This window comes from Nocardiopsis sp. LDBS1602 (genome assembly GCF_035818715.1).
Taxonomy (GTDB): Bacteria; Actinomycetota; Actinomycetes; order Streptosporangiales; family Streptosporangiaceae; genus Nocardiopsis; species Nocardiopsis alba.
The window spans coordinates 784900-810979 of the sequence record NZ_JAYLVW010000002.1 but is presented as its reverse complement, the minus strand read 5'-3'; the positions used below and the strand labels follow the sequence as shown (position 1 = coordinate 810979).

Here is a 26080-nt window from a genome sequence, read left to right as displayed (position 1 = left end):
AAAGTGGAAGTCGAAAAATCCCCGTACGACTTCGGCACGCTCCCGTCGAGGAACACGGCCGCCCCCTCCCCATGGCGACGCCCCGCTCATCCCCCGAGTACGCCGCGCAAATTACCCCATTCGTTGGATAAGGCGTCCAGTTTAACGGGCCACAACACCACCATGATTACCCACAACCCGAACCGGGCTCATGATCGCGCCCCACTGAGGTGTGCATTTCCGGACTACGGAATTACTAATTCAATTAACAAACCTAAGTAACTACCGAGAGTAACTGTGAACCTTTTTCACACTATAGGGGACACGCCTGCCCACCGGCGTTCTCGACCCCGACCGAAGCGGATCCGACCAGGCATGATCACACATCGTGATGACATGAAACAAGTCGAACGACCTTCAAGGAAATTCATTCCGACTAGGTCACGACACGAAAGAGAGGAGCGCCATCGGGCGTGTCGAGCACCACAGGAAGGGCCGCGAAGAGGCCGCGTGACCAAAACCCTGAAACCCAAGGGAAACACCATGACACGGAACCACACAAGCCCACAAAAGTGACATATGCCAGCAGAACCCCACAATTGGCTTCAGGGAACAAAAAAGGCGAAGGCTGGAATTCCAGCCTTCGCCCCGGCGTGGGGACCCTAGACGGATGTTTCCGGGGTGTCCTCCCGGGCCTCACGGGCCAAGTGCTCCTCACGTGCCGCCGCCAGCCGACCGAGGATCCTGGTCCTCAGCTCCGGCGGGGCCGTGTCACAGCCACAGTGCTTGGCGACGAGCTTCTTCACGGCCTCCTCCAGGCCGTACTCGTCCAGGCACGGACCGCACCCGTCCAGGTGTCTGCGCACCTCATCGCAGTTGGACTCCTCGAGCTCACCATCGATATAGGTGTAGAGCTTGTCGAGCACCTCACTGCACGGGGTGTCCGATTCCGCTTTGTCGTGGCCGCCGCTCATCGCAGATCTCCTCGATCCGATCCGGTCGCCTGTCCCCGCCCAGCGGCGGAAGTTCCCGTGGCGACCGCCCCGGCGGCCTCGGCCGCACGCGTCGCCGGGAGGAAACCGCGGTCCACCGCGTACTCCTCCAAGTGGGAACGGAGCTGCCGCCGTCCTCTGTGCAGGCGCGACATGACCGTCCCGATGGGGGTCCCCATGATCTCGGCGACCTCCTTGTACGCGAACCCCTCGACGTCGGCGAGGTAGACCGCGATCCGGAAGTCCTCCGGCAACTCCTGTAGGGCGCGCTTGACGTCGCTGTCGGGGAGGTGTTCGAGCGCCTCGGCCTCGGCCGACTTCAGCCCGGCGGCCGTGTGCGACGCGGCCTGGGCGAGCTGCCAGTCCTCGACGTCCTCGGTACCCGCCTGCTTCGGCTCCCGCTGCTTCTTGCGGTAGGAGTTGATGAAGGTGTTGGTGAGGATGCGGTACAACCACGCCTTGAGGTTGGTCCCCGCCTTGAACTGGTGGAAGGAACCGAACGCCTTGGCGAAGGTCTCCTGAACGAGATCCTCCGCGTCCGCGGGGTTGCGGGTCATGCGCAGTGCCGCCGAGTAGAGCTGGTCGAGGTAGGGGAGCACATCCCTCTCGAACCGCTCGTCCCGTTCCTCGGCTGTCTCCTGGCTCTGTTCCAAGCCCTTCGGCCTCCTTGCGCTGGTCCCGGCTTGGGCTTCCATATCCCAACGATACGGTCCCACGACCTGGACCCGCGCGTCGACGCGGCCCCGCGTCGACACCGCTTCCTCACGCTCAAGGCACGCGCCGGCTGTCGGCATGATCTCGTGACCCTCCACTTCCGTCAGCGGACGCCTCCGGGTTCCGCTCCCCGGACGGTGTCGTTGTCAACAACGATCCCTCCGCGCTGATTCCGGATCGGGTGGGGACCAAGGGCCCGAAGTTCGTCGATCGGCCGATTGGCCTCGTCGTCGAAGGTGAGGCATGGCAGAGTGCGGGTAGGACCCTTTGAAGGATTGGGAGAGGAGTGCACGTGCGATCGTCCTCGACTCCGGCCTCCGATCACCCTCGATCACCCGCCGCCCAGTTCGCCACCACCGACCGTCTGTCGGATTACTGGCGCTTCTACTGGGCGGTGGCCGAGGCTCAGATCGGTCGTTGGCTGCCGACCACCCCGTCCCGGCTGCTCGACCTGTCCGGTCCGGACTTCCAGGGGACCCCACGCGCCGTTGCCGCCGGGCACGACGTGGTCACCCTGCTGCCCTCCGTGGACGCCGCCGTGCGACGCCCCCTCACCCTGGTGAACGGCCGGGCCGTGGTGCCCCCGCGCCCCTCCCGCCGAGGCCGCCTGCGTCACGTGGTCGGCGACTCGGCCCTCCTTCGTTCCTTCGCCGACGCCTCCTTCGACGGGGTGATCGCCGACAACCGGGTGCTCTCGCGCCACCTGGCCACGGAGGCCTCCATGGCCGAGGTCGCCCGTGTCCTGCGGCCGGGCGGTCGCGCCCTGTTCTGCGTCGACTCGGTGGTGCTGGGCATGGCCCTGCTGGCCGAACAGGACTACTGGCCCGAGCTCAGCCACGCCCCCAGCGCCGACGTACTCCTGGTCCCCTGGCCGGACGGCTCCATCACCCGCTGTTTCACCGCCGAGCAGCTCACCGAGATGGTCGCCGAGGCCGGACTGGAGCTGGAGTGGGTCAAGCCGCGGACGGTGCTGTCGGCCTCGACCGTGGAGATGATGCTGGACCGCGATCCGCGTTCGATGAGCCGGCTGGTCGAGATGGAACTGCACGCGGCCGAATCCGACGACTACGTCGGCGTCCACCTGATCGCCAGCGTGGTCAAACGCGGCTGAGACGCTCGAGCATCCGCACGCGCACCCGCCCTCTCGTCGAAGCCGTCGGGCCCGCCGCTCCTGCTGAGAACGGCGGGCCCGAGGGCGTGCTCCCCTAGTCGGCCAGCGGCAGGTAGACGCGGTTGCCCTGTTCGGCGAACTCCGCGGACTTGTCGGCCATGCCCTTCTCGATGGCCTCGACCGTGTCCAGACCGTTCTCCTCGGCGTACCTGCGCACGTCCTGGGAGATCTTCATCGAGCAGAACTTGGGACCGCACATGGAGCAGAAGTGCGCGGTCTTGGCGGGTTCGGCGGGCAGGGTCTCGTCATGGAAGGCCTGGGCCGTCTCGGGGTCCAGCGACAGGTGGAACTGGTCCTTCCAGCGGAACTCGAAGCGCGCCTTGGACAGCTCGTCGTCCCACTCCTGCGCCTTGGGGTGCCCCTTGGCGACGTCGGCGGCGTGGGCGGCCAGCTTGTAGGTGATCACACCGGTCTTGACGTCGTCGCGGTCGGGCAGACCGAGGTGCTCCTTGGGGGTGACGTAGCAGAGCATCGCGGTGCCGTGCCAACCGATCTGGGCGGCGCCGATCGCGGAGGTGATGTGGTCGTAGCCGGGGGCGACGTCGGTGGCCAGGGGGCCGAGCGTGTAGAACGGCGCCTCGCCGCACAGCTCCTCCTCCAGGCGCACGTTCTCCTCGATCTTGTCCATCGGCACGTGGCCGGGGCCCTCGATCATCACCTGCACGTCGTGGGCGCGGGCGATGTGGGTGAGCTCGCCGAGGGTCCGCAGCTCGGCGAACTGGGCCTCGTCGTTGGCGTCGGCGATGGATCCGGGGCGCAGACCGTCACCGAGCGAGAAGGTGATGTCGTACCGCCGGAAGATCTCGCAGAGCTCCTCGTAATGGGTGTAGAGGAAGCTCTCCTTGTGGTGGGCCAGGCACCAGGCGGCCATGATCGAGCCGCCGCGCGAGACGATGCCGGTGACGCGACGGGCGGCCAGCGGCACGTAGCGCAGCAGGACGCCGGCGTGGACGGTCATGTAGTCCACGCCCTGCTCGGCCTGTTCGATGACCGTGTCCCGGTAGATCTCCCAGCTCAGCCGGGTGGGGTCGCCGTCGACCTTCTCCAGCGCCTGGTAGATGGGGACGGTGCCGATCGGCACCGGGGAGTTGCGGATGATGCGTTCGCGGGTCTCGTGGATACGCTTTCCGGTGGACAGGTCCATCACGGTGTCGGCGCCCCAGCGGGTGGCCCAGACCATCTTCTCCACCTCCTCCGGTACCGAGGAGGTGACGGCGGAGTTGCCGATGTTGGCGTTGATCTTGACCAGGAACCGCTTGCCGATGATGGTCGGCTCGGACTCGGGGTGGTTGCGGTTGACCGGGATGACCGCCCGGCCGATCGCGATCTCCTCCCGGACGAACTCGGGGTCGACGCCCTCGCGGGCGGCCACGAAGCGCATCTCGGGGGTGATGATCCCGGCCTTGGCGTAGGCGGCCTGGGTGACCGCGCCGCCGACGGGTTCCAGGGCCCAGTCCTCACGGGTGCGGGGAAGGCCCCGGTGGACGTCGATGTCGGCGTTGTCGTCGGTGTACGGGCCTGAGGTGTCGTACAGGTCGAAGTGGCTGCCGTTGGTGAGTTCCACCCGCCGCGCGGGGACGCGGAGCGTGCGACCGGAGGGGTCTTCGAGCTCGCTGTACACCTTGTGAGATCCCATGATGGGACCAGTCGTGACCTGGTGCACGTCGGCGGTGGGGGTTACGCGGCCGTCGATAGCCGTCATGGCATGCCTTCCTACGTCGGAATTACCCGAACAGGTTCTGCGGTCGGCGACACCGTCGAGTCGCCCTCTCAGCCCGCCATGGCGCGAGCTCCCGCGTGTGCGTATTCAGATGTGCGCACGTCGAACGTGCGTGGGGACACCACGATCGGGGTGTCCGGGCCGGGGACGCCGTCCTCGGCCTCGCACACCATACACAGGCCATGCCCCGACCTGTCCAGGGTTCACCGGGTCAGAAAAGTGTCTCCGGTTCGTCACCCTCGGTGTCGGAGACGGGTTCCAACAGGTCGGGGCGGTTGTTCTTGATGCTGTTGACGTCGGTGGAGACCTCGTCGACGTCGAAGCGGTCCACCGGCGTCCGGTCCATCAGATGGGTCAGCTCGTCGAGACCGGTGGAGGGATCGAGCCAGGAGGCCCACCCGTCGGAGGGGACGATGATCGGCATGCGCTCGTGGATGTGGGCCAGCTCGGGCGCGGCCTCTGTGGTGATCACCGCGCACGACCAGACCCAGGCCCCGGGGTCGTTCTCGTCGACCTCGGGGTCGCGCCAGCGTTCGAAGATCCCGGCCAGGGCGAGCGGTTCCTCCTGGTGGTAGTGGATCGAGAAGGGTTTCTTGGCCGCCTTGGCCTTGCGCTTACGGTGCTGGGGATCGGTCGCGGGCGAGGTGCTCGCCTCGGCGGTGCCGTCCTTGTTGAGCAACTGCCACTCGTAGTAGGCGTCGGCCGGAAGCAGACAGCGGCGGTGCCGGAACGCGGAGCGGAAGGCCGGCTTCTCGGCGACGGTCTCGCTGCGGGCGTTGATCATCCGGTAGCCGATGTTGCGGTCCTTGGCCCAGGAGGGGATCAGTCCCCAGCGCAGGGTGTGCAGGGAGCGCGGGCCCGGCTCCGCCTCTCCCGACCCCTGCGGAGGCGGGCCGAAGACGGCCTGGACCGGGCGTCCCGGGGAGATGTTGTAGTCCGGGTCGAGCTCCTCCAGTGGTGGCCAGGCGCGCGGGTCGGCCTCCTCCCCCACCGCCTGTTCGGGCAGGCCGAAGGCGAGTTGGAGCTGGTGCACGTTCCTGGACTGGGCATAGCGACCGCACATGTGTCCGATTCTACGCCCCCGCCCCACACCGGTCCCGGGAGCACCACCGGCCCCGAGACGGTACCCGCCTCCCGCTCCGCGCGGGTTCAGCCGGCCTCGACCGGGGTCGGTACGGTCGCCTCCTCCTCGTCCCGTCCCGTTCCGGGGTCGTCCTCGCCCCGGGCCCGCCAGGCCTGGACCAGGCCGAGCAGGATCGCGAGGGCGCCGAGCGGACCGGCGGCCCAGGGAACCCACAGGTCCACCGCCCTGAGCAGCAGGGACCGGACCCGGGCCCCTTCGACCAGGGAGGCGACCTGCCCCTCGGCCAGGGAGAGCTCGGCCTCCAGCAGGGAGACCTTTCCGGAACCGTTCAGGGGACGCAGGGTCTCGGAGCGCTCCTCGGTCATGTTCACGACCGCCCCGGTGGTCGGTTCCACCCAGAAGGTCCGTTCCAGCTCCAGCCAACGGGTGGCCTCGACCGTGCCCCGGGCCCCGCCGTCGAACAGGAACGCGGGCACCTCCCGTGCCGATTCGGGGACCTGGGTGGGCGGCACCGTCTGCGTGTAGCGGCGGACCGCCAGCCCTCCGACCTCGTCCTCCTCGTCGAACCCGACGGAGGGGGCCGAGCGCATCTCGGCGTCGTAGAAGGAGTGGCCGTCCTCGGGGGCCCCGGCGGGCCAGTTCAAGACCAGACCGGCCTGACGGACCGCGCGGTCGCCGTCGACGTGTTCACCGCAGCAGTTGACCGCGCGTCCGGTCTCCCGGTCCACGATGACGCGCCGGCTCCAGTGGTCGATGATCCGGTCGGAGACCGAGGTGTCGACCGTCATCTCCCAGGCGGACCAGTCCGCCCCGTGGAGCGAGGCGTCCACCCGGGTGGCCCGTTCCACCTCGACGTTCTCGTGGTTCTGCCATGTGGCGGTGTCCAGGTAGGCGGCGTCCGAGGCGGTCATCCTCAGGGTCTGTGAGAACTCGCCGGGGATCAGCGCGACCCGGTCGTGCACGTACAGCGGCAGGAGGAGCGCCAGGGTCATCAGGAACGCCCCGGCGGCCACCAGGAGTGTCCCCTTGGGCGGTGACGCGGAAAGTCCTCCGGGCGCCCGCCCCATCTGGGAGAACGTGCTCACCCGCGAACCTCCTCGACCTCGTGCGCGCCCTCGGGCCCCGGTTCCCCACCGTCGTGGTCGGGCCCGATCCCGTCACGGCCGCCCTCGTCCGAGGGCGACCCGTCACCGGGTCCACCGTCCTCGTCGACGTCGGGAAGGCGCGACGGTCCCTCGACCGTCGTCCCGTCCACCTCGGATCCGGATCCCGTCTCCTGTTCGATGCCGGGCTGCCCCAACGCCAGGACCAGCCGGGCCATCGCGGGCAGACAGAGCACCTGGGGCACCCAACCGCGCAGAGCCGTGCCGAGCGTCTCGGTGACGTCGTGGAAGGGCATGTTCAGGGCCAGGTGGGTACCCGCGGCCGTGGCCAGCCCGGCCAGGGTCAACGACACCGTCACGACCCAGGGGCCGGCCAGGTGCGGCAGCATCCGTCCGCCCAGGGAGGGACGGCCCGGTTTGGCGTGGCGCAGTCGCCCCGGAGCACGGCGCGACAACCACCAGATCGCCGCCAGGATGGTGCCGACCAGGGCGGCTCCGGCCCAGCCGGCCACCCACACCCCGTAGGCCAGGCCCAGGGGCAGGACCACCCGACGCGGCAGCCGGCCGGTGCCGGCGGTCGGCAGGCTCCGGGCACCGCGCGACGGCTCCTCCGCCGTGCGCCGACCGCCGGGCAGCAGGCGGCGCGGCCAGGCGACCAGGATCACCAGCAGGGCGGCGAGCCCGCCGCCCACGGCGAGGACGCGCTGGTAGAGGGTGTCCGGGGTGTAGGTGAGGGTGACGGTGCCCGCTGTGCCCCCGGGCAGCTCCCAGGCCTGTTTCCACCCCTCCAGACGGACCGGTTCCAAGGGGCCGTCGATTCCGTCGACCCGGGCCTCCCAGCCCTCGTTGAAGTTCTCGTTGACCACGAGCAGGCTGTCCTCGTCGACGTCCACGTCGAAGCGGCGCTCTCCCGGACCCCACGAACGCAGGGTGTCGACCTCGGCCATCCGGACCTCGGGGCGTTCGGCCACGGAGTCCCCGACGGTCTCCACCAGGGCCGAGCGGACCTGGTACCGGTTGCCCGGGTCCACGACCACGCGGTTCTCCCCTTCGGAGAGGTCGAGTTCGGTGCAGGCCTCATAGCTCAACGGGCGCCCGTTGAGCTGGTCGGCGAGGGTGCCCTCGCTGATCCGGGTCTCCACCCTCTGGTCGTTGACCCGCAGGGTCGGGCCCAGCCCGCAGGCGGTGGAGACGTCGGCCTTCGGTGCCGGGTCGACCGGTTCCACCCCGGGCAGTTCGATGGTGCCGATCTCCAGGGCCTGCCCCTCGGGACGCTCGAAGGTCAAACGCAGGGAGGAGGTGGTGAGCGGGGCGAATTCGACGCGCTCGCTCCCGTCCAGCCAACCCTCGCGGACGGTGTCGTCGCCCTCGATGGTGACCTTGATCGGACGCATCACGCTGTCCGCCCGGGGGAACTCCACGTCCAGACGGTCCAGGGTGGTGGCCTCACCCAGCTCGATGTCCAGCCAGGGGTTCTTCTCCTCCGGGTCCGGATACCAGACCGTGGCGGGGTCGTCGTCGAGCGCCCCGCGCCCCATGGCGGCGGGGTGTCGGACCGCGGTGGAGGATCCGGTCACGTAGGGGGGTCCACTCGCCCGGTTTGCAGCGTTCTCCGCCTCGCGCGGGTCGGTCAGGACCACCTGTCCGGAGATCCGGTGCGGGACGGCGGCGGACTCGGCGGACAGTTCGAAGGTGCGGTCCAGGCGGCCGGAGTCCTCACCGCCGACCTCCAGGTCCTGGTTGCACACCCACACGTTCGAGCCCTCCATGCAGCCGGGGGCCGTGCCGGTGGAACCGGTGAAGAGCAGCGTTCCGGCGTCGGCGGGGCCGGGGACGTCGAGGGTGCGGGCGGCCTCCAGTCCCGGGATCTCGATGGTGGAGATCCCCACCCGGGTACCGAACCGGTACTCCGGTTCCCAGGCGAGTTCGTCGACCCTGATGCGCAGGCTGGACGTCATTCCGGGCGGGGCGTTGAGCCGTTGCGGCTCGTCGGTCTCGGCGACGGCCGCCTCGGTCCTGCCCTCGTCGGTGATGAGGGTGACGCGCGAGGGCGGCGGCTCTCCCGGAAGCTGTTCGAAGGCCACGTTCAGCCCGTCGAGGTCGCGGGGTTCGGTGAACTCGACCTCGATCCACTGGCCGAGGGCGCCCTCGAAGGCGCTGGAGCGCCAGGCCGTGCCCAGGTCGTCGTCGAGCGCGGCGTAGGGCGCGTGGCCCGGGTCCCGGTCGCCCGGCCGGACCTCGACCCCCGCCTCCGATGTGGAGGCGGTGACGCCGGCGATACCGATGTCGCGCGCGTGGGCGACGTACTCCTCCCAGGCCGGGTCGAGGACGTCCGGGGCGGGGACGTCGCGTTCGTACTCCTGCTCCTCGGTCATGGTGCCCGAGACGTTGCGGCGCACGTCGGAGTAGACCACCTCGCGTCGGCGCGCTGTGTCGGTGACGATCGTGTCCTCGGCCGCGACGGCGTCGGCTCCGGGGTCGTCTCCCAGCAGGATGGGGCGGTCGTCGTCGACCAGCCCCTGTTCGGCCAGGTGCAGGACGGACTCGGGGCCTCCGGTGACCCGGAGCGTCTCGTCGGCGGGCACGGTGCCGACCGTGGGAGCGGCGTCCTCCACCTCGTAGACGGTCAGGGACGGGTAGGCCTGGTCGAACCATTGGGAGGCGGAACGGTGGTCGAGGGAACCCACGACCGGCCCGAACTCGGCCGCCTCGGAGATGCCGGGCGAGTTCCGCAGGGTCTGGTGGACCCGGGAGGGCCAGCCGCCGTTGTTGCCCACACGCTGGAGGTCGTTGCGGACGACGAGGTGGGTGACGCCCAGGCGGGCCAGGGTGGCGGCCAACCCCTCGGATCCGCGCCCGGAGGAGACCCGTTGGTCGATCTCGTGGTTGATGCGGGAGATCCCGGAGGAGCCCCAGGGGATGATCTGGTGGTTGGTCCAGGCCCCGGAATAGAGGGGCTGGAGGGGCTCGTCGAGGGGGCGGCCCCATTCGTACTCGCCCCGGGCCGAACCCGGCAGGGCCATGGTCATACCCGGGTCCCCGGCGTTCTCCTCCAGCCAGTCGACCGCCTCGTACCAGTACTCGGGGATCTCCTCGAAGCCTCCCCTGGGTGCGACGCCGACCGTGGCGAGGGGGGTGAGCGTGATCAGGAAGACCGCGGCCCCGGCACCGGCGACCACGCGGCGTACCCGACCGGAGACGGCCTCGCCCCGGCGGTCGGCCAGGTCGCGGGCCACCACGACGGGCAGGTGCGCCAGGCCCAGGACGATGGGCAGCCGGATGAGCGCGTCGAACTTGTGCACGTTGCGGAAGGGGGAGAGCGCCCCGTCGAACAGCTCCCGCATCCAGGGCGCGAAGGGCCCGGTGAGCGCGCCGGTGTAGCCCGCGACCACGATGGCGGTACCCACGAGGACGCTGGTGATGAGGAAGAGGCGTTCGGGGGTGCGCCGGTTGATCAGCCCGGCCAGGCCGAGCCCGGCGACCAGCGCGGTGACCGCCACCAGCCACGGGGCCAGCGAGAGCTCCGCGCCCGCGGGTAGGGCGGTGTTGCCCATGTCGGGCAGGAAGCCCATCCAGTTGGAGGTGCCTCGCAGGGCGTTGAACAGCGAGGTGATGCCGGTGGTGACGGCCGCGTCCTCGGTGTAGGGCATGAACGAGTACACGTACCGCGCCATGATGAACAGCGGCGCGATGTACCAGAACGAGGCCAGGACCAGGGCCACCGACCACCAGGCGATGAGCCGTCGTTTGCGCGGGCCCCGGGCCCGGGTGATCAGGTACAGGCCGGGGACGACCAGCACGGCCAGTTCCGAGGCGGCGTTGGTGCCGCCGCACATGAGGAAGGCCAGGCCCGACAGCAGGGCCATGCGCGCCGGCGGGTATCCGTGCCGGGCGCCCAGGATCAACGGCAACAGGATCCACGGCATGAGCAGCATGGGCTGGAGCTCGGCCGAGTTGTAGGACAGCAGGGTGAGGACGCGCGGGGCCAGGGCGTAGGCGACCCCGGCCACGATGCGGGTGTTGACGGTCCCCAGGCCCAGCGCCTCGGCGACCTTGTAGACGCCGAGGAAGGCCGCGATGAGCAGGACCGCCATCCACAGCCGCTGGACGAGCCACTCGGGCATGCCCAGGGTCTCGAACAGCAGGTGGAAGGGGCCGTTCGGGAAGAAGTACCCGTAGGCCTGGTTCTGGAGCTGCCCGAAGTAGGAGGCGTCCCACAGGTGGAACGCGCGCTCCATGAACCCCAGCGGGTTGATCGTCAGGTCGAGCTTGGTGTCGCCGACGATCCGGCCGGGGTCGATGCTGGCCGCCAGCACTCCCAGAAGCAGACACACCGCGAGGACCTTGAGCCGCGACCGCAGCCCCTCGTCCGGTCCGCCGGGGGCGGACGGTGTTCTGGAATCCTCCGGTTCGCGCCTGGCGGTGGATTCCGCCGAAGTCACATCTTCGCTTTCTTGCCTGCTGCCGGGTCGGGGGTGTCCATGGTGGGGTCGATGCCGAGTTCCGTGGCGACGAGGCGGGTCATCCGGGCGCCGCCGGCCTCCCAGGTGAACCGGGACGCCCAGGCGCGGCAGGCGCGACGGACCTCCTCGGCCCGTCGGGGATCGGACAGTTCCCGCAGCGCCCTGGAGACGGTCTCGGCGAGGGTCTCGCCTTCGCGGACGAGCCAGCCGGTCTCACCGTCACGGACCGAATCGCGCAGTCCGTCCACATCGTAGGCCACGGTGGGCACGCCGAGCCGCGCGGCCTCGATGACCGTCAGCCCCCATCCCTCGAACTCGGAGGCGGTGACGTGGAGGTGGCAGGAGGACAGGACGGCGTTCTTGTCCTCCTCGGAGAGGAAGCCGTGGAGGTCGACGCGGTCGTGGAGTCCGTCCCGCTCGACCTGTTCGGCGAGGTGGGCGCCTTCGGGGCCGCGTCCGATGATGTGCACGCGCAGGCCCGGATGGGTCTCGGAGAGGGAGCGGGCCAGGTCGACCACGCGGGAGACGCGCTTCTGCACCACCAGCCGTCCCAGGCTGACGACGGTGGGGGCGGCGTCCGGCTCGGGCCCGGGCGGCAGGGGTTCCAGGGCGGGGCCGCCGTTGTGGACGATCTCGATGGGGGCGCGCCAACCGAGCTTGTCGCGCATGGCGGCGCGGGAGGACTCCGAGACGGTGACGGTGGTGCAGTTCCGGTAGACCCGGGAGGCCACGGTCGACTCCATGAACCGGCCGAACCAGGCCAGCGGCGGCGAGAAGTAGGCGTCGAACTGGAGGTCGTGGACGTGGTGCACGATGCTGACGACCCGGGTCTCCCTGCGCAGGACCAGACGGGAGAGGAAGGGGATGCCGTTCATGCAGTCGAAGGCCAGGTGGTACTCGCGTCTCCACAGGGCGAGCCAGGCCATGACCCGCGGGTAGACGGTGAACTTTCCGCCCATGCGACGGATGACGATGCCGTCCTTGGTCTCGACCCTGGCCTGGTGGGGTTCGCGTGCGGTGAGGAAGGTGACGATGGCCCCGCGTTCGGCGAGGTGCCGGCTGATCCGCCAGGCGTACTCCTCGGCCCCGCCCGCGGTCGACTGCCAGGGGTCGCGCCAGTTGATCATGACGATGCGGACACCGTCGAGACGCGGTCCGAGGTCGACGGGCGGCTCCTGTTCTCCGGTCTTTCCGGGGATCGCCGTCTCGTCGGCCTCCGCCGGGGCGGGGGCGGGGATGGCGGCCGGGGCCGTGGGGGCCGTGGCGTGTCCGGGCTCCGCCCGGTGGGGGACCTTCTGGAAGACCACACGCTCTCCTTCCGCGCGGTGTCCGGTTCCCGGGAGGGGATCGCCACGCTCCGCGTGCGGTCGATCTCGGTGAGCGAGCGCTTCGGGGAGGGGTCGAGCGCACGCCGAACGGGCCCGGGGGCCGGACGTCAGTGGGGTGGGCGGTCGTCCCGGGGAACGAACGCGAGGGGTGTCGGCGGGTTCGGGTTCCCTCCGTCGGGCCGGTGGACGAGGTCCGGACGCGTGGGGCGCCCCACCGGCGGCGGGGCGCCCGCCGGACCTCGGGAACCCGACGTCCAGGTCGCCCTTTCCGGTGGGTTCCGCGCCCGTCAGGGACCGGTCGAACCGGTACCGACGGTCACGGCCGGAGAGGGCTTCCTAGCGATCGCCGTAGTTGTAGAGGGTTTCGTTCACCGGTTCCGCGGTGGCGGTCGACTCGGTGGCGAGGTTGGTGACCATCACGGTGGTACCTCCCGCCAGAGCCGCACCGATCACGCAGGCGGCGATTACCTTGATCACTTGGGGATCTCCTTCCGCGCGCCCCGGTCCGTTCTGGGTTGGGGACGCTGGAAACCGAGACTAGAACCTGATCTAGCCATAGACCAGATGATTGCCCCAACTGTAACTAACCCCCCGGTAACTTCCAACCCCGAGATGCCCTCTTTATCCACGTTCATGTGCTGGTCTCGTACTTCCAGAAGGGTCATATCGTCCCCCTGGACCACCGTCTCCAAGCCTGGGAAATCAGATGAGAACCGGTTATCGACAGGGGCCGAGACAGCAACATGACTCACCCCGAGCGAGGACAGGATCTCCGCCCACTCCCCCGGATCGGCCGTGGGCATCCCCGTACGCGGATCGGGTTCGAGCAGGCGGGCCGCCTCCCGGGCGCGGGCGTCCTCCCCGGCCACCACCACGGTCCCGCCGTCGGGGGTACCGACCCGCAGATCGTCGTTCCAGACGGTGCGCCGGTCGAAGAGCCGGGTGGCCGGATCGAGCACCACCACCGGCCTTCCCGACCACTCCACCCCCCGGTAGGCGCTCCAGGGCAGGACCAGCACGGCCCCGGAACCCGGATCGGCGGCCACCGCCTCCTGTGCCCTCGTCCACTCCCGGGGGTAGTCGACCGGGACCAACCCGCCGCCGGCACCCCACGCCAGCCCGGGCAGGACCACCACCGGCCCCAAGGCCACGAACACGGCGACCATCGTGCGCACGAGCCCGACCTCGGAGACGTTCCGGGACGGCCCGCTCCCCCGTCGCGCGTCCTCCGAGAACCCGCGCAGCAGCCACACCAGGACGGCGCCCGACCCGAGCGCCTGAAGCAGGGCGAGCGGGGCCACGTACAGTTGTCCGTCGCGCAGAAGACCGAACCCCGGCCACCAGCCGATCAGGGCGGTCAGCACCTCGCGCCCCGGGCCGGTCGCCCCGGCCAGGGCGATCGTCGTCCCCGCCACCGCGGCCACCGACAGCCCCGCGGCCATCGCCGGACGGTGGCGACGCGTCCACCACACCCAGCCGGCCAGGGACACCGCCACCAGCAGCGCCCGGGCCGCGGCGGCCACCGGCTCCCCGTACCCGGGCGGCACGGCGCCCGCGTTCCACACACCGCCCGACAGCAGCAACGAACCGAGCACGCCGAAGGGTGTGTCCGCCCGGGCCGCGAAGGCCTCCACCCCCACCGGATCCGTCGTCGCCCCACTGGTCAACGAGGGCACCAGCCAGGGCAGGGACACCAGGACCAACGCCGCGACCAGCGTCCCCGCGGTCCGCCACCGGCGAGGACCGAGCAGCGCCTGCGGACCCGCGGTCAACGCGCTGAGCGCCACCGACGAGAAGCCGCCCACCGCGGCGGGGATCAGCGCGCGGAGCGTCCCGGCCAGACCCCGTGGGGCCGGCTCCGCCGACGCCCGGACGACCGCCGCCAGCACCCAGGGCAGCCCCGCGTATCCCAGGAGGACCGCCCACTGCCCCAACAGCAGCCGTTCCGCCACGAACGGGTTCCACACGTAGGACAGACCGGCGGCGGCACCCGCCGCCGCCCCGACCACGTCCGGCCCTCCCGCCGCGCGCACCGCCCCGGACAGGATCCGGAAGGCCCCCACGAAGCCCAGGACGAACACCGCCGCCAGGGCCAGGGACTGCACCACGTCGCCCGGCAGGACCAGGGACAGAGCGGCGACCACCGCGTCGCTGGGCATCGCCCGGGGGAAACCGTCCGCGCCCGCCAGCACGGTGGCGAGCGAGAGGTCGGGCACGAAGACCATGTCGTAACGCAGCACGTAGCCGGGGCCCAGGGCGGGCCCCAACGCCGCCACCGCCGCCAGGGCGCCCAGGAACCAGGGCAGAGCACGGAAGAGGAACCCCATCAGCGCTCCGCGAGGACGAGGACGTCGGAGAAACCGCCCTCCACATGATCACGGTGGGAACGCACCACGATCTCCACCGGGCCCGGCACCGAGACCGGCCACCGGGTCGTGTCCCCCTGGGAACCGAGGGAACGCCAACCCTCTCCGTCCTCGGGTCCCCGGTCGTCCCGGGGGAAGCAGGAACGGCCGGGATCCGGATCGGGCCGCACGGGCGGGGCCGGAGGGGTGGGGGGCGGCTCGGTCACGGGCGGAGGCGGATCCGGGCGAGGCGGTTCCGGAGTAGCGGAGGGCGACGGCACGGGCTCCTGCGGCGCCTCCCCCTCGGGCCGTTCGTCGTCGAGCGTTCGGGGCCAGCCGATGGGACGGCGGAAACGGTCCAGCGGGACGCACTCCAACCGACGGACCCACACCTCGTAGTGACCGGCCTCGTCCACCTCGTCCCAGACCGCCACGGTCCCGCTCTCCTCGACACGGAGCCCCGTCGGCCCCGGAGGCGGATCGTCGTCCCACGTCAGCCGGAGCGGCTCGGAGGCCGCGCCCTCGTCCCGTCCTCGGTAGGTACGGACCGTGAACTCGTAACGGGCGCCGCTGAACAGGGAATCGACGAGGATCGACCGTTCGTCGTCGTCCCGCTCCACCTCGATGGGCAGGACGAAGGGGTCGTCGGGTTCCGGTTCGAGCCGACGTTGCACCACCCGATAGTCGGTGGCGCCGGGAACCGCCTCCCAGCTCAGGAGCAGGCCGTCCTCGGTCTCCTCCGATTCGGGCTCGGGGGCGGTCAACGGCCCCAACGGGAGGTCGGGCAACGGTCGCGGGAAGCCCTCCTCCCCCACGCTCAGCGGGCCGGCCAGGGCGTCGGCGAAGGCCGCCGCGATCTTCAGCTCGCCCCGGGCGTTGGGGTGGGTGGCGTCCCAGTTGTCGTAGGCGGGCGCGTAGTCCTCCGCGGTCCGGGCGACGATCATCGGCGATCCGCTCGAGGAGAGCTGTTCGGACAGGTCGACCAGGCCGGCGTTGAACCGGTCGATCTCGGCGTTGACCCGGTCGTCCTCGTCGGTGCCGTCCACCTTGGGCAGTTCGCCCACCACGAAGCGGGCCTCGTCGACCACGACGCGGACCGTGGAGACGATCTCGGCGATGCCCTCCAGGGCGTGGTCGGCCCCGCCTCCCTCCAGGATGTCCTCAGTCCCGGCCAGCACCAACAGGTACTGGGGGTCGTGTTCGGCGGCGGTCATGGCGATCCCCTCCGACAGCTCCCGCGCGGTCGCGCCCCACCGGGCGGCGTGGTCGGTGTCGAAGTCGGGGATCGCGTACCCCTGGTCGCCGAACTCCTCGTCGTCCAGGGAGTACACGTCGTCCCTGGGACCGACGAAGTCGAAGTCGACCCCTTGTTCCCGCAGGTGGGACCAGAGGTGATAGCGCCAGGTCCGATCGCCGGCGCTGCCCTGCGTGGCCGAGTCGCCCACCAGCATGATCCGCAGTTCCCCGTCGGGCGGACCCGGGACGGCGACCGGTTCCTCCGGTCCGAGACCATCGCCGCCGACCGCCCCGGCGCCGGACCGGATCACCAGGAGGGTGATCGCCATGGCGGCGAGCATCATGCCGAGCAGGCCGAGGGGTCCGGGCTCGAAGCGGGAGTCGCCGGGGGTCCACAGGCGTCGTAGGCGCGGGTGTACGCGAGAGTTCAGTTCCCTGAGCCGGTCGCGCAGCGCGTCGAGGTCGAGTGGCCGAGGACGCCTGGGAGAGGACTCGGAGCCCGTCACCTCGTCGGCGACGACCTCGTCCTCGGGAGTGGCGTCCGCCTCCGGATCCCGCACCGTACCCCATCTCTCGCCGCCACCGCCCACGATGGCCACAAGTTCTTCTCAGGTGGCCGAGCACCATTCCCCCTGCTAGGAGCACCGGGGGGAGGACACTCGCCAGACAAGACTAGAACTGGTTATATGGAGGCCGTCAACCTTCGGGCCCGATCGGGCCACGGAAATACCCAGCCGAAAGGCCTCCTCCTCGTGGTCGGACTCCTGGTCGCGCTGTTCTCGGCGGTGGTCTACACGATCGGCCTGACCGTGGAACAGCGCGCGCTGCACGGATCCGAGTCGATCTCGATCAACCGACCCCTCCACCTCGTCAGGGTACTTCTGGGCAATCCGCGGTGGATCCTCGGCTGTGCCTTCGCGGCCCTGGGCAGTGTCGGTCTGATCGTCTCCCTCGGTCTGGCCCCGGTGTCGGTGGCCCAACCCGCCTTCGCCGCCGGTGTCGCGACGACGTTGTTGATCGTCACCCTGGTCCGCGGCGAACGGATCACGCGCGGCGAGTACGTGGCCCTCGGGGTGATGCCGGTGGCGCTGGGACTGCTCGGTCTGTCGACCGTGGACGGCGCCACCACCGGGACCACCGCGAACACACCCCTGCTGGTGACCGTCAGCGTGACCACCGTCGTGGCGTGCGTAACGGTGATGTACCTCGTCGGCGGAGGCGGCCGCTACGTGTCGGCCGCCGCCATGGGCGCCGCCGCCGGTCTCGCCCAGGGCAGCGCCGGACTCCAGGGCAAGGGTCTGGGCGGGCTGCTCGCCGACAACGGGCTCTGGGCGGCCGTCGTCCCCGCCCTGCTGTCGCCCTACCCGTACCTGTACCTCCTGGGCTGGGGTGTGGGGATCGTCCTCTTCCAGACCTCGTTGCAGCGCTCCCGGGCCTCCATCACCGCTCCGGTCGCCAACGTGGTCGGCAACGTCTTCACGGTGGTGGCCGGCACCCTGCTGTTCGGCGAGAGCCTGCCCGAGGACCCGCTCACCCTGGCCCTGCGCGTGGGCGGGTTCGCCCTGACCCTGGTCGTGGTGGTGCTGGTCCGAGGCAACGTGGCCCAGGCCGAGGCCGACACCAGCCGACTACGAGGAGAGCCCGTCCGCACCGAGTGACCGGCGCGAACGGGCCCGCGTGCGCTCCTAGGCGGCCACGGAGACGGCCTGGTGCAGCCCGGGCGCGGCCACGTCGGCCCAGGCCCGGATGACGCCCTCCGGTGCCTCGACCTCGTCGGCGGCCAGTACCAGACCGGGCTCGGCGACCCAGGCGCCCAGGTCGGCCAAGAGGACGCGCAGGTCCTCCTCGATGCCATGGCTGTTGCGCAGGTCGTCGACGACGGCCAGCGGGACCGCGACGGTGTGGCCGAGACCCAGCTCCGGCAACCGGTCCAGGAAGACCTTGAGCAGACCGGTGTAGGTGCCGTGGACCTGGGGCGAGGCGATCAACAGGACGTCGGCGGCGTGGACCCGCTCCAGGGCCTCCGTGACCGAGGCGGCGGACTCGGTGAGCAGGTCGGGGCCGAGGTCGGCCAGATCGATGACGTCGGGCTCGGAGGTGATGCCCGCACGGGCGGCGACCTCGGCGGCCGCGGTCAAGGCGGCGGAACGGGTGAAGGAACGGGGACGGGGATCGGCGACGAGCACGGTGAAGCGGGTCATGCGGAGAACTCCTGGGGTTCGGTCTGAACGAGCCGGGATCGACCGGAGGGAACGCGGGGGGCGGTGGTCGGATTCGTCGACACCGGAGAAGAACCGTGTTCCACACGTTCCGAGGCGCGGCGCGGGACCTTTGCGTCCATCGTGGTGACGCGCGTCGACTCGTGCGAAGGTGCTCATTCGGACCGAGGGTCCGGTCCCGATACGGGGCTGCTGAGCGTCCGGTGTCTGTCAGGGCACAGGGGGCACGGGTGCATACCCGTGGCGCGGGGCTCTGGGCCCCGCGAAGGCGCTAGCTACGACAGAGCGCGCTCGCCTGCTGTCGCAGATCGACATGCAGGCGCTGGACAAGCAGCTCACCGGCGGACATGCCTCCATCATGGGGCGCCCCGGCCGCTATCGTCAATGCGTGCCGTCGTCCCTCCCGCGGGGCCGACGGGCTCCGCGCGTCCCGGTCCATCTCGCGGACAACCGTCCCAGGGAGCGGAATCACCACGTTCCCCTGGGAAGACGTGACCTCGGTGGGGTGCGCACGACCCCTTCCGAACCGCCCGGTCACACGGATGTAATTTTCGACACACGATGTCCGCCGCCGAAGCGGCGGTCCTTGGACCCGAGGAGAACCCCACCGATGGCCCAGACATCCCTGACCCTCACCGGCGCTCGCGTCGTGACCGCCGACGGCGTCCACGAAGGGTGGATCCGGATCGACGACGGCCGTGTGGCCGAACTCGGCACCGGAGACCCCGGAGCGGGAGAGCGGCACGACGTCGGCGGCGCCCTGGTCGCCCCCGGCCTGGTCGACACCCACGTCCACGGCGGCAAGGGGCACTCCTTCCCCGGCTCCTCCCCCGAGGGGGTGCGGGAGATCGTGGAGTTCAACCGCGCGGCCGGGGTGACCTCCCTGGTGGGAGGGCTCGTCGCCGCCTCGCCCGAGGCGACCCTCCGCCAGGTGGAGACCCTCGCCGAACTCTGCGATGAGGGCGAGCTGGCCGGGATCTACCTGGAAGGCCCCTTCATCGCCCGCGCCCGCTGCGGGGCGCACGACCCCGACCTGCTGCGCGACCCCGACACCACCGAGTTCGACGCCTGGCTGGCCGCCGGTCGAGGCCACGTCCGCATGATCACGGTCGCCCCCGAGCTGCCCGGCGCCCTGGACCTGATCCGCGCGGCGACCTCCTCCGGCGTGGTGGCCGCCGTCGGGCACACCGAGGCGGACTACGAACAGACCCTGGCCGCCGTGGAGGCCGGGGCCACGGTCGCCACCCACCTCTACAACGCGATGAGCCCCCTCAAGCACCGGGAGCCGGGGCCGATCGCCGCGCTGCTGGGCGACGAGCGGGTGACGGTCGAGCTGATCCTGGACAACGTGCACGTCCACCCGGGCGCGGCACGACTCGTGTTCGACGCCGCCGGCGCCGACCGGGTCTCGCTGGTCACCGACGCGATGTCGGCGACCGGGTTGGGCGACGGCGAGTACACCCTGGGCGAGCTGCGGGTGCGGGTCCACGACGGCAAGGCCCACGTCGTGGAGACCGGGGCGATCGCCTCCAGCACCATCGTGCTCCCCCAGGCCGTGCGCAACGCGGTGGCCCTGGGGGTGCCGGCCGAGGACGCGATCCGATCGGCCTCCTCGGTGCCGGCCACCGCTCTGGGACTGCCCGGGATCGGTGTCGTCGAGACCGGAGCGCACGCCGATCTCATCGTTCTCAATCACGACCTTTCGGTCGCTGACGTGATGTACCGGGGCAGGTGGGTGGGGTAACGGCGTGTCGTGGGCACGGTACGGACTAGTAACTTTCCTCTGGGCGACAATCGAAGGCAGGGCATCGAGGAAAGCACCGTGCTCGTCACGAAAGGATCCGCCATGGCCCAGTCGAGACAGGCGAACGACCAGCAGCCGACTCCCGTGCCCTCCGAGGAGCATGGGCACCTCGGCAAGCTCGCAGGCGAACTGTCCCGCTACGCGGTCCGTGCCGAGGTGGTGGAGGAGCCCGGATTGTGCCTTCGTGTGAGCAATCCGGAGTCCGCCCACGCGGTCGAGGACGTGATCTGTGAACGTCGGGAACACGACTACGCGTTCCTCGCCTCGTTCGGGGTCCACCTGGGGAACAGCGGAAGCGTGTCACTCACGGCCCACAAGGTCGCGTGGCTCGTGGGAGCGACCAAGGAATAGCCGGGCCCGTGTACGACGGGGGCCGCGCCCACGGGCGCGCCCCCGTCGAGCGGGTGCGGGGCGTCCCCGTGGACTTGGTAACTTCGAAGGTCCCCGGACGAACAGGATGTCCCGTGAACGCCTTCCGTTACGAGCTCGCGCCCGTCGACGAGACCTTCTTCGACACCGCTCCGATGCGGCGGCGGATCGGGCTGGAACTGGCCGCCGACCCCGACGAGGTCTGGGCGGGCCTCACCTCGCCCCGGCCTCTGTCCTGGTGCCGCGCGCTCGGCGACGTCCACTACTCCTCGGAGCCCCCCTACGGCGTGGGCACCACCCGTGAGGCGAGCGTCCTGGGCGCCTACCGGATGCGCGAACGCTTCTTCCGGTGGGACGAGGAGGCGCGCCACAAGTCCTTCTACGCCACCGAGAGCACCCTGCCGCTGTTCGAGTCCTTCGCCGAGGACTACCACGTGCTGCCCTTCGACGGCGGCAGCAAGCTCGTGTGGTCCTTCGCGTTCTCACCGTGGCGACGGCTGGACAGCGCCCTCCAGCTGGGCCGCCCCCTGGCCGACAGTCTGCTCGCCTCCCTGGTCAAGGACACCCGGGCCCACTTCGGCCCGCTCACCGAGGTCCGCTGATCCGAGGCGTCGCCCTCCGAATGTCGTCGCGCCGAGGCAGGATCTCCACCATGCGGAACCCCTTCCCCGATACGGACCCCGAGAAGGTCCTCGAAGACGTGCTGACCACGCTGCGCGCCCAGGTGGCCCTGGGCGTCCTCTCCTTCGACGCGATCGTCGACCGCCACATCGGCGACCTCGTCCTGGACGGTCTGCACAGGTACGTCCCCGACCCGACGGCGCTGCCCACCGACGACCCGGAGGAACAGCGCGCCTGGCTGATCGCCGTCCTGGACGCGGAGTTCGCCGCCGCCCTGCGTGAGCAGGGCGAAGGGGAGGATCTCCTCGACTCCGAGCGGCTGAGCGCGGCCTTCCGCGATCTGGACGCGAACGGGATCCTCGCCCGAGAGGACTACGCCTGCTGCAACACCTGCGCCGTCTCCGAGCTGGCCGGCGAGGCCGGGGCCGAACGCGAGGCGCGTGAACGCGACGGTCGTCCCCCGGTCCGCGGGTACGTCTTCTACCACGCGCAGGACGCCGAGAGCCTGTTCCCCTTCCTCGGCTTCGGCTCCTACGTCGATCGCTCCCCCGAGGGCGACACCGCCGTCGGGGAAGAGGTCGTCGAGGCCCTGCGCCGCCACGGTCTGTCCCCGAAGTGGAACGGCGACCCGAAGCGGAAGATCGAGGGCCCGTCCCTGCGCCGTCGACGCACGGGACACCTGGCCCGGCATCCGAGCGCCGCGTGAGAGCCGCCGACGACCTGGGCCACCCGGTGGCGGTGCCGACGCCGCCACGACGGGTGGTGTGCCTGGTGCCCTCGCTCACGGAGGCCATCGCGCGCACCGCACCCGAGGCGCTGATCGGCGCGACCGAATGGTGCGCCCATCCGCCCGGGCTCGACGTGGAGCGGCTGCGCGGGACCAAGAACCCGCACGTGCGCCGGATCGTCGAGCTCGCCCCCGACCTGGTGGTCGCCAATCGGGAGGAGAACCGGGAACGGCACGTGCGGTTCCTGCGCGAGGCCGGCGTCCCGGTGTGGGTCACCGACATCCGCACCGTGGGCGGGGCCCTGGACTCGATGGGCCGTCTCCTGGCGCTCATCGCTCCGGGATCCGAGCCCGCCTGGCTGACGGAGGCCCGCGCCGTATGGGCCGCCCCGCCCCCGGCCGAGCGGCCCCGGGTGGCCGTACCGATCTGGCGCGACCCGTGGATGTTCGTCGGCGCCGACACCTTCGCCCACGACGTGCTGACCCGGCTGGGAGCGGTGAACGTGTTCGCCGACCTCCCGGGGCGCTATCCCGAGGCGGACCCCGACGAGGCGGCCGACGCCGACCTGGTGCTCCTGCCCGACGAGCCCTACGTGTTCACGCCGGACGACGGCCCCGAGGCCTTCGACGTGCCCTGGGCGCCGGTGTCCGGACGCGATCTGACCTGGTACGGGCCTTCACTGGTCGAGGCCCGACAGCGGCTGGCCCTGGCCCTGAGACGGGCCTGAGGCCCGCGGTCAACGGTTGCGGAACCTGGCCACCAGCCGGAACACGGCCATGACCGCGCCCAACCCGATCACCGCTCCGACGACGGCGCCCAGCAGCGTGGCCACACGGTCGGATCCGTCACCCTCCCACAGGGTCGTCCCGAGGAAGAACAGGGAGATCAGCACGACGACCAGGGCGACCCCGACCGACACCAGCCCTCGGGCGCTCCAGAAGAAGCTCCGGGCGGTGGGTTCGGGCCGCTCGCCCAGTTCGGCCGCAGGCCCGACCGAGGCCGCGGTGGGACGCTTGAAGTAGGCGTAGGTGAAGAAGTAGCCGAAGAGCTCCCAGCCCTCCGGTTCGAGCCGTTCCGCCGCCCGCTCGCGTTCACGACGACCGGGCGCGATCACCTGGCGGTACTCCCACACCTGCGGGGTCTCCCCACGGTGGCCGACGAAACGGCCCATGCCGTCGAGCCGCTCCAGCTCCCACCCTTGGGCGCCCATCTCGTTCATCCGGGCGTGCGCCTCGAAGGCGTCGGCGCCCCAGACCAGGGTCTCCGGGGCGGCCTCGGACTCGGAACCGGTCTCCCCCAGCAGATCGTCGGCGAAGTCCGTCACCGGGCCGAACTCCTCCTCCGGATCCAGCCCGCCCTCCATCAGGAAGGAGGACAGGTCGTCCACGGTGGCCCGGACCCGTTCCTCGGACACTCCGCGATCGCGCAGCAGCGCCGTCAACTCGTCGAGGTAGCTCACGAGACCCCGCCCTTCCTCAATACCTCGCGTACCGATCCGTCGAATTCCATCCATGCGGTGCCCTGCTCCATCAGGACCTCACGGCCCTGGTCGGTCAGTCGGTAGTAGCGCCGTCCCGGACCCTTCTCCGCCGCGCGGAACTCCGCGACCACCAGGCCCGCCTCCTCCAACCGGTTCAGGACCGGGTAGAGGGTGCCGCCCTTGATCCGACCGAGGCCGGACTCGTCCAGCCGGGCCGCCAGGGCGTAGCCATAGCTCTCGCCCTCGGTCAACGCCGCCAGGACCAGGAGGTCGAGGACCCCCTTCAACCAACTCGATCGACGATCCATGTGTCCTCCTTCAGACTTCGGGGGCGATGTTCTCGAAGACGTGCCCGACCCCTCGAAGGGCGAGTGCGGGCATGGAGAACTCGGGCGACATCGACGCCTCCCAGGTAGGTCATCTGAACTATCTAGACCGTAGACCAACCTAGTTAGGATTACAACCTAGATAGCCGTGCGGACCCCTCTTCTCCCTACGAACCGGCGTCCGAACACCGCCACCGAGACCGCTCCGCCCACCCCGGCCAGAGCCACCACCAGATGCGCGGGCAGAAACTCGGCCATCGCCCCGGCCAAAGCGAACCCCGCACCCTGACTGATCATCAGCCCCGCCGATCCCAGTGAGAACACCCGCCCCCGCGTCTCCTCCGGGGCCTCCGCCAACAACAGGGCGTCCAGCGCCAGCGTGTAACCCCAGCCCAGAGCGCCCAGGGCCAGGACCGCGACCGCGACGGCCGGCCCGGGCTCCAGCACGAACAGCGTCATCGGCAGGAAGGCGACGAAGGCCAACGGCAGCATCCAGCGTCGACGCGCCTCCGCGTCCAGCAACGCCCCCGCCGCGACCTCGCCCACCACCGTCCCCACCGGACCGGCCGTGAGCAACAGGGCCACCAGCATCGGACCACCGCCCATCGACGACGCCAACGGCGCCGCCAGCGCCTCCGGCCACACGAACAGGGCCGCGGGCACCCAGCTCAACAGGAGCACCGCGCGCAGCCCCGGCGCCCTCAAGGCCCGGAACGTCCCGCTCAAGGAGGAGGCGACCAAACCCCCGGACACCTCGCGCCCCGGACGCCTCACCGTCCCCAAGCCCACCACCAGGGCCGAGAACACCATCAACGCCGCGGCGATCGACAACGCCACCGGCGGCGAGGCCGCCAACATCAACGCGCCTCCGAACGAGAACCCGCCGATCTGCGCGGTCTGGGCCGCGATCCGCAGCAACGAACGCCCCAACGGGAAGCCCTCGGGGGTGAGCACGTCGGCCAGGGCGGTCGAACGCGCCCCCGAGTACACCGGGGCGACCGTTCCGCTGACCACCAGCAACATCAGCATCACCGGGACCGGCGTTCCCGGAATCGCCATGCACGCCATCACCGCGCCACTGACCAGTTGCGTCGCCACCATCACCGTCCGGGCCGGGAAACGGTCGGCGGCCGACGACAGCAGGGAGGCCCCCAGCAGGTGGGGCAGGAAACCCAGCGCGAAGGCCAGGGACGACAACAGCGGGGAACCGGTGCGGTCGAAGATGAGGACGGACAGGGTGATCTGGACCGCCACCAGGGACAGGATCGACAGGATCTCGGCGACGAACAGGACCCGGAACTCGGGGACCCTCGACACACCGCGGAAGGAGGATTCGGACATGTGGCCCAGCCTGGGCCGAGTCCGAAGAGCGCTCAATGGATTCGGGTATGTTCGAATCCATGCCCGGACAAGTGGTCTTCGAAAGCACGGACCTGCTGCGATGCCGCTTCGCGACCTCTCCCCTATGGGAGACCCTGGCGGCCCTGCACACCCTGTTCGAGCCCCACCGGCAGAACTTCCACCTGCCCTGGGTCCGCTCCGCCCGGCTCCCCGACGGGGTCGACCTGTCCACGGTGCTGCTGCTGTTCCCCCGCCCCGGCTACGTGCCGGACTTCCTCTCCCCACCGCCGGAGGGGCCGCTCACCTCGATCGAGGACGAACTCGCCCGGGTCCGGGCCACGCCCGTGGAGCGGGTCGACGACGAACTCCGCTCCTGCCTGCTCGATCCGCGCCGGGCCCTTCCCACGAGCGTGACCGACCCCTTCCTGGACGACCCCGAGGCCACGCGCGACTCCCTCTCCGACCTCTTGGCGATCTGCTGGGACCACCTCATCCGGCCGCACTGGCCTCGCGTTCGCGCCCTCTTGGACGCCGACATCTCGCTCAGGGCGCACACCCTGGCCGAGAAGGGCCTGGCCGCCCTGATGACCGATCTCGACGGCCGGCTCGCCTGGGACGGGACCACCCTGAACATCGCGGAGCCCTCCGCCATCGACCGGGTACGGCTGGGCGACCGTGGGCTGCTGCTCATGCCGAGCGCCTTCGTGTGGCCCGACCTGGTGATGATCAGCGACGATCCCTGGCAGCCCACGCTGATCTACCCGGTCCGGGGCGTAGGGGAACTGTGGACGGCCGGGGAAGCTCCCCCACGGACGCTGGTCCCGGTCCTGGGCCGCACCCGGGCCCGGCTCCTGGCCCATCTGGCGCTACCGGAGACCACCGGGAACGTGGCGGCGCGGCTCGCTCTCTCCCCCGCCACCGTCTCGGCCGCTCTGACCGCGCTCCGGGGCGCCGGGCTGGTCGAGGCCCGCCGTTCGGGCCGTGAGGTGTTCTACGTGCGTTCCCCGCTGGGAACGGCGCTCCTGGGAGGGGCGGAGCGCGAGGAGGCGTGAGGACG

Annotated in this window: 22 protein-coding genes; 8 read left to right on the top strand and 14 right to left on the bottom strand. The window is 70.6% G+C overall.

What is annotated here, in order from left to right:
* Positions 1–641 precede the first annotated feature (641 nt).
* Together rsrA and U9J66_RS11685 are read right to left on the bottom strand one after the other, a co-directional pair.
* The gene (gene rsrA, locus U9J66_RS11690) at positions 642–953 is read right to left on the bottom strand and encodes a mycothiol system anti-sigma-R factor (RefSeq protein WP_014910737.1); all 312 of its coding nucleotides are present in this window, start codon (positions 951–953) and stop codon (positions 642–644) included.
* Positions 950–1624, bottom strand: coding sequence for a sigma-70 family RNA polymerase sigma factor (locus U9J66_RS11685; protein ID WP_014909874.1), 675 nt, complete (start codon positions 1622–1624; stop codon positions 950–952). The genes rsrA and U9J66_RS11685 overlap by 4 nt, the downstream gene beginning before the upstream one ends.
* Positions 1625–1971: 347 nt before the next feature.
* Here U9J66_RS11685 and U9J66_RS11680 point away from each other — a divergent pair, with 347 nt between their 5' ends.
* Complete coding sequence (locus U9J66_RS11680) at positions 1972–2796, top strand: class I SAM-dependent methyltransferase (RefSeq protein ID WP_017533550.1); 825 nt, start codon at positions 1972–1974, stop codon at positions 2794–2796.
* Between the two features lie 94 nt (positions 2797–2890).
* On the opposite strand, the gene thiC is transcribed toward U9J66_RS11680, so the two are convergent.
* From thiC to U9J66_RS11640, 8 genes are all read right to left on the bottom strand, one after another.
* Positions 2891–4558 carry a phosphomethylpyrimidine synthase ThiC gene (thiC, locus tag U9J66_RS11675; protein ID WP_042283019.1) on the bottom strand — a complete coding sequence of 556 codons (1668 nt, stop codon included), beginning with the start codon at positions 4556–4558 and terminating at the stop codon, positions 2891–2893.
* 229 nt (positions 4559–4787) lie between these two features.
* Positions 4788–5639, bottom strand: a complete 852-nt coding sequence (locus U9J66_RS11670) for an SOS response-associated peptidase (RefSeq protein WP_017533549.1) — start codon at positions 5637–5639, stop codon at positions 4788–4790.
* Between the two features lie 86 nt (positions 5640–5725).
* Entirely contained in the window at positions 5726–6745 is a 1020-nt protein-coding gene (locus tag U9J66_RS11665; RefSeq protein ID WP_042283021.1) for a DUF3068 domain-containing protein, read from the bottom strand.
* Positions 6742–11205 (bottom strand): alpha-(1->3)-arabinofuranosyltransferase, encoded by a 4464-nt coding sequence (locus U9J66_RS11660; RefSeq protein WP_326337665.1) that lies wholly within the window; start codon positions 11203–11205, stop codon positions 6742–6744. The genes U9J66_RS11665 and U9J66_RS11660 overlap by 4 nt, the downstream gene beginning before the upstream one ends.
* Complete coding sequence (locus U9J66_RS11655; RefSeq protein ID WP_326337664.1) at positions 11202–12533, bottom strand: glycosyltransferase family 4 protein; 1332 nt, start codon at positions 12531–12533, stop codon at positions 11202–11204. The genes U9J66_RS11660 and U9J66_RS11655 overlap by 4 nt, the downstream gene beginning before the upstream one ends.
* A 357-nt stretch (positions 12534–12890) precedes the next feature.
* Positions 12891–13031 carry a hypothetical protein gene (locus U9J66_RS11650; RefSeq protein WP_014910046.1) on the bottom strand — a complete coding sequence of 47 codons (141 nt, stop codon included), beginning with the start codon at positions 13029–13031 and terminating at the stop codon, positions 12891–12893.
* A complete protein-coding gene (locus U9J66_RS11645) occupies positions 13028–14881 on the bottom strand; it encodes a hypothetical protein (RefSeq protein WP_326337663.1) in 1854 nt (617 codons plus the stop codon). Before U9J66_RS11645 ends, U9J66_RS11650 begins: the two co-directional genes overlap by 4 nt.
* Positions 14881–16734: a GDSL-type esterase/lipase family protein gene (locus U9J66_RS11640; protein WP_326337662.1), complete on the bottom strand. Its 1854-nt coding sequence runs from the start codon at positions 16732–16734 to the stop codon at positions 14881–14883. Before U9J66_RS11640 ends, U9J66_RS11645 begins: the two co-directional genes overlap by 1 nt.
* A gap of 153 nt (positions 16735–16887) precedes the next feature.
* Here U9J66_RS11640 and U9J66_RS11635 point away from each other — a divergent pair, with 153 nt between their 5' ends.
* Positions 16888–17793 (top strand): hypothetical protein, encoded by a 906-nt coding sequence (locus tag U9J66_RS11635; RefSeq protein ID WP_042283231.1) that lies wholly within the window; start codon positions 16888–16890, stop codon positions 17791–17793.
* A 27-nt stretch (positions 17794–17820) separates the two neighbouring features.
* On the opposite strand, the gene U9J66_RS11630 is transcribed toward U9J66_RS11635, so the two are convergent.
* The gene (locus tag U9J66_RS11630; RefSeq protein ID WP_014909830.1) at positions 17821–18336 is read right to left on the bottom strand and encodes an NADPH-dependent FMN reductase; all 516 of its coding nucleotides are present in this window, start codon (positions 18334–18336) and stop codon (positions 17821–17823) included.
* 628 nt (positions 18337–18964) lie between these two features.
* On the opposite strand from U9J66_RS11630, the gene nagA reads away from it, so the two are divergent.
* The 5 genes from nagA (at position 18965) to U9J66_RS11605 (ending at position 22603) form a co-directional block, all read left to right on the top strand.
* Positions 18965–20098 (top strand): N-acetylglucosamine-6-phosphate deacetylase, encoded by a 1134-nt coding sequence (gene nagA / locus U9J66_RS11625; protein ID WP_017533543.1) that lies wholly within the window; start codon positions 18965–18967, stop codon positions 20096–20098.
* A gap of 102 nt (positions 20099–20200) precedes the next feature.
* Positions 20201–20509 (top strand): hypothetical protein, encoded by a 309-nt coding sequence (locus tag U9J66_RS11620; protein ID WP_014908392.1) that lies wholly within the window; start codon positions 20201–20203, stop codon positions 20507–20509.
* A 113-nt stretch (positions 20510–20622) separates the two neighbouring features.
* Complete coding sequence (locus tag U9J66_RS11615; protein WP_017533541.1) at positions 20623–21129, top strand: SRPBCC family protein; 507 nt, start codon at positions 20623–20625, stop codon at positions 21127–21129.
* Positions 21130–21179: 50 nt separating this feature from the next.
* Positions 21180–21854, top strand: coding sequence for a DUF6891 domain-containing protein (locus U9J66_RS11610; RefSeq protein ID WP_326337661.1), 675 nt, complete (start codon positions 21180–21182; stop codon positions 21852–21854).
* Positions 21851–22603 carry a helical backbone metal receptor gene (locus U9J66_RS11605; RefSeq protein WP_161110542.1) on the top strand — a complete coding sequence of 251 codons (753 nt, stop codon included), beginning with the start codon at positions 21851–21853 and terminating at the stop codon, positions 22601–22603. Before U9J66_RS11610 ends, U9J66_RS11605 begins: the two co-directional genes overlap by 4 nt.
* Before the next feature lie 9 nt (positions 22604–22612).
* Here the strand turns inward: U9J66_RS11605 and U9J66_RS11600 are convergent, their stop codons facing one another.
* The 3 genes from U9J66_RS11600 to U9J66_RS11590 form a co-directional block, all read right to left on the bottom strand.
* Positions 22613–23335, bottom strand: coding sequence for a DUF2812 domain-containing protein (locus tag U9J66_RS11600; RefSeq protein WP_326337660.1), 723 nt, complete (start codon positions 23333–23335; stop codon positions 22613–22615).
* Positions 23332–23664: a PadR family transcriptional regulator gene (locus tag U9J66_RS11595; protein WP_017533537.1), complete on the bottom strand. Its 333-nt coding sequence runs from the start codon at positions 23662–23664 to the stop codon at positions 23332–23334. The genes U9J66_RS11600 and U9J66_RS11595 overlap by 4 nt, the downstream gene beginning before the upstream one ends.
* A gap of 156 nt (positions 23665–23820) precedes the next feature.
* Positions 23821–25023: an MFS transporter gene (locus tag U9J66_RS11590; protein ID WP_326337659.1), complete on the bottom strand. Its 1203-nt coding sequence runs from the start codon at positions 25021–25023 to the stop codon at positions 23821–23823.
* A 59-nt stretch (positions 25024–25082) separates the two neighbouring features.
* On the opposite strand from U9J66_RS11590, the gene U9J66_RS11585 reads away from it, so the two are divergent.
* Complete coding sequence (locus U9J66_RS11585; protein WP_326337658.1) at positions 25083–26075, top strand: ArsR/SmtB family transcription factor; 993 nt, start codon at positions 25083–25085, stop codon at positions 26073–26075.
* Positions 26076–26080: the final 5 nt, after the last annotated feature.

Bases quoted from the DNA above. Each gene is read 5' to 3' on its own strand.
- U9J66_RS11590 (WP_326337659.1), bottom strand. From the start codon at position 25,023: ATGTCCGAATCCTCCTTCCGCGGTGTGTCGAGGGTCCCCGAGTTCCGG.
- U9J66_RS11620 (WP_014908392.1), top strand. From the start codon at position 20,201: ATGGCCCAGTCGAGACAGGCGAACGACCAGCAGCCGACTCCCGTGCCC.
- U9J66_RS11610 (WP_326337661.1), top strand. From the start codon at position 21,180: ATGCGGAACCCCTTCCCCGATACGGACCCCGAGAAGGTCCTCGAAGAC.
- thiC (WP_042283019.1), bottom strand. From the start codon at position 4,558: ATGACGGCTATCGACGGCCGCGTAACCCCCACCGCCGACGTGCACCAG.
- rsrA (WP_014910737.1), bottom strand. From the start codon at position 953: ATGAGCGGCGGCCACGACAAAGCGGAATCGGACACCCCGTGCAGTGAG.
- U9J66_RS11585 (WP_326337658.1), top strand. From the start codon at position 25,083: ATGCCCGGACAAGTGGTCTTCGAAAGCACGGACCTGCTGCGATGCCGC.
- U9J66_RS11670 (WP_017533549.1), bottom strand. From the start codon at position 5,639: ATGTGCGGTCGCTATGCCCAGTCCAGGAACGTGCACCAGCTCCAACTC.
- U9J66_RS11595 (WP_017533537.1), bottom strand. From the start codon at position 23,664: ATGGATCGTCGATCGAGTTGGTTGAAGGGGGTCCTCGACCTCCTGGTC.
- U9J66_RS11630 (WP_014909830.1), bottom strand. From the start codon at position 18,336: ATGACCCGCTTCACCGTGCTCGTCGCCGATCCCCGTCCCCGTTCCTTC.
- U9J66_RS11645 (WP_326337663.1), bottom strand. From the start codon at position 14,881: ATGGGGTTCCTCTTCCGTGCTCTGCCCTGGTTCCTGGGCGCCCTGGCG.
- nagA (WP_017533543.1), top strand. From the start codon at position 18,965: ATGGCCCAGACATCCCTGACCCTCACCGGCGCTCGCGTCGTGACCGCC.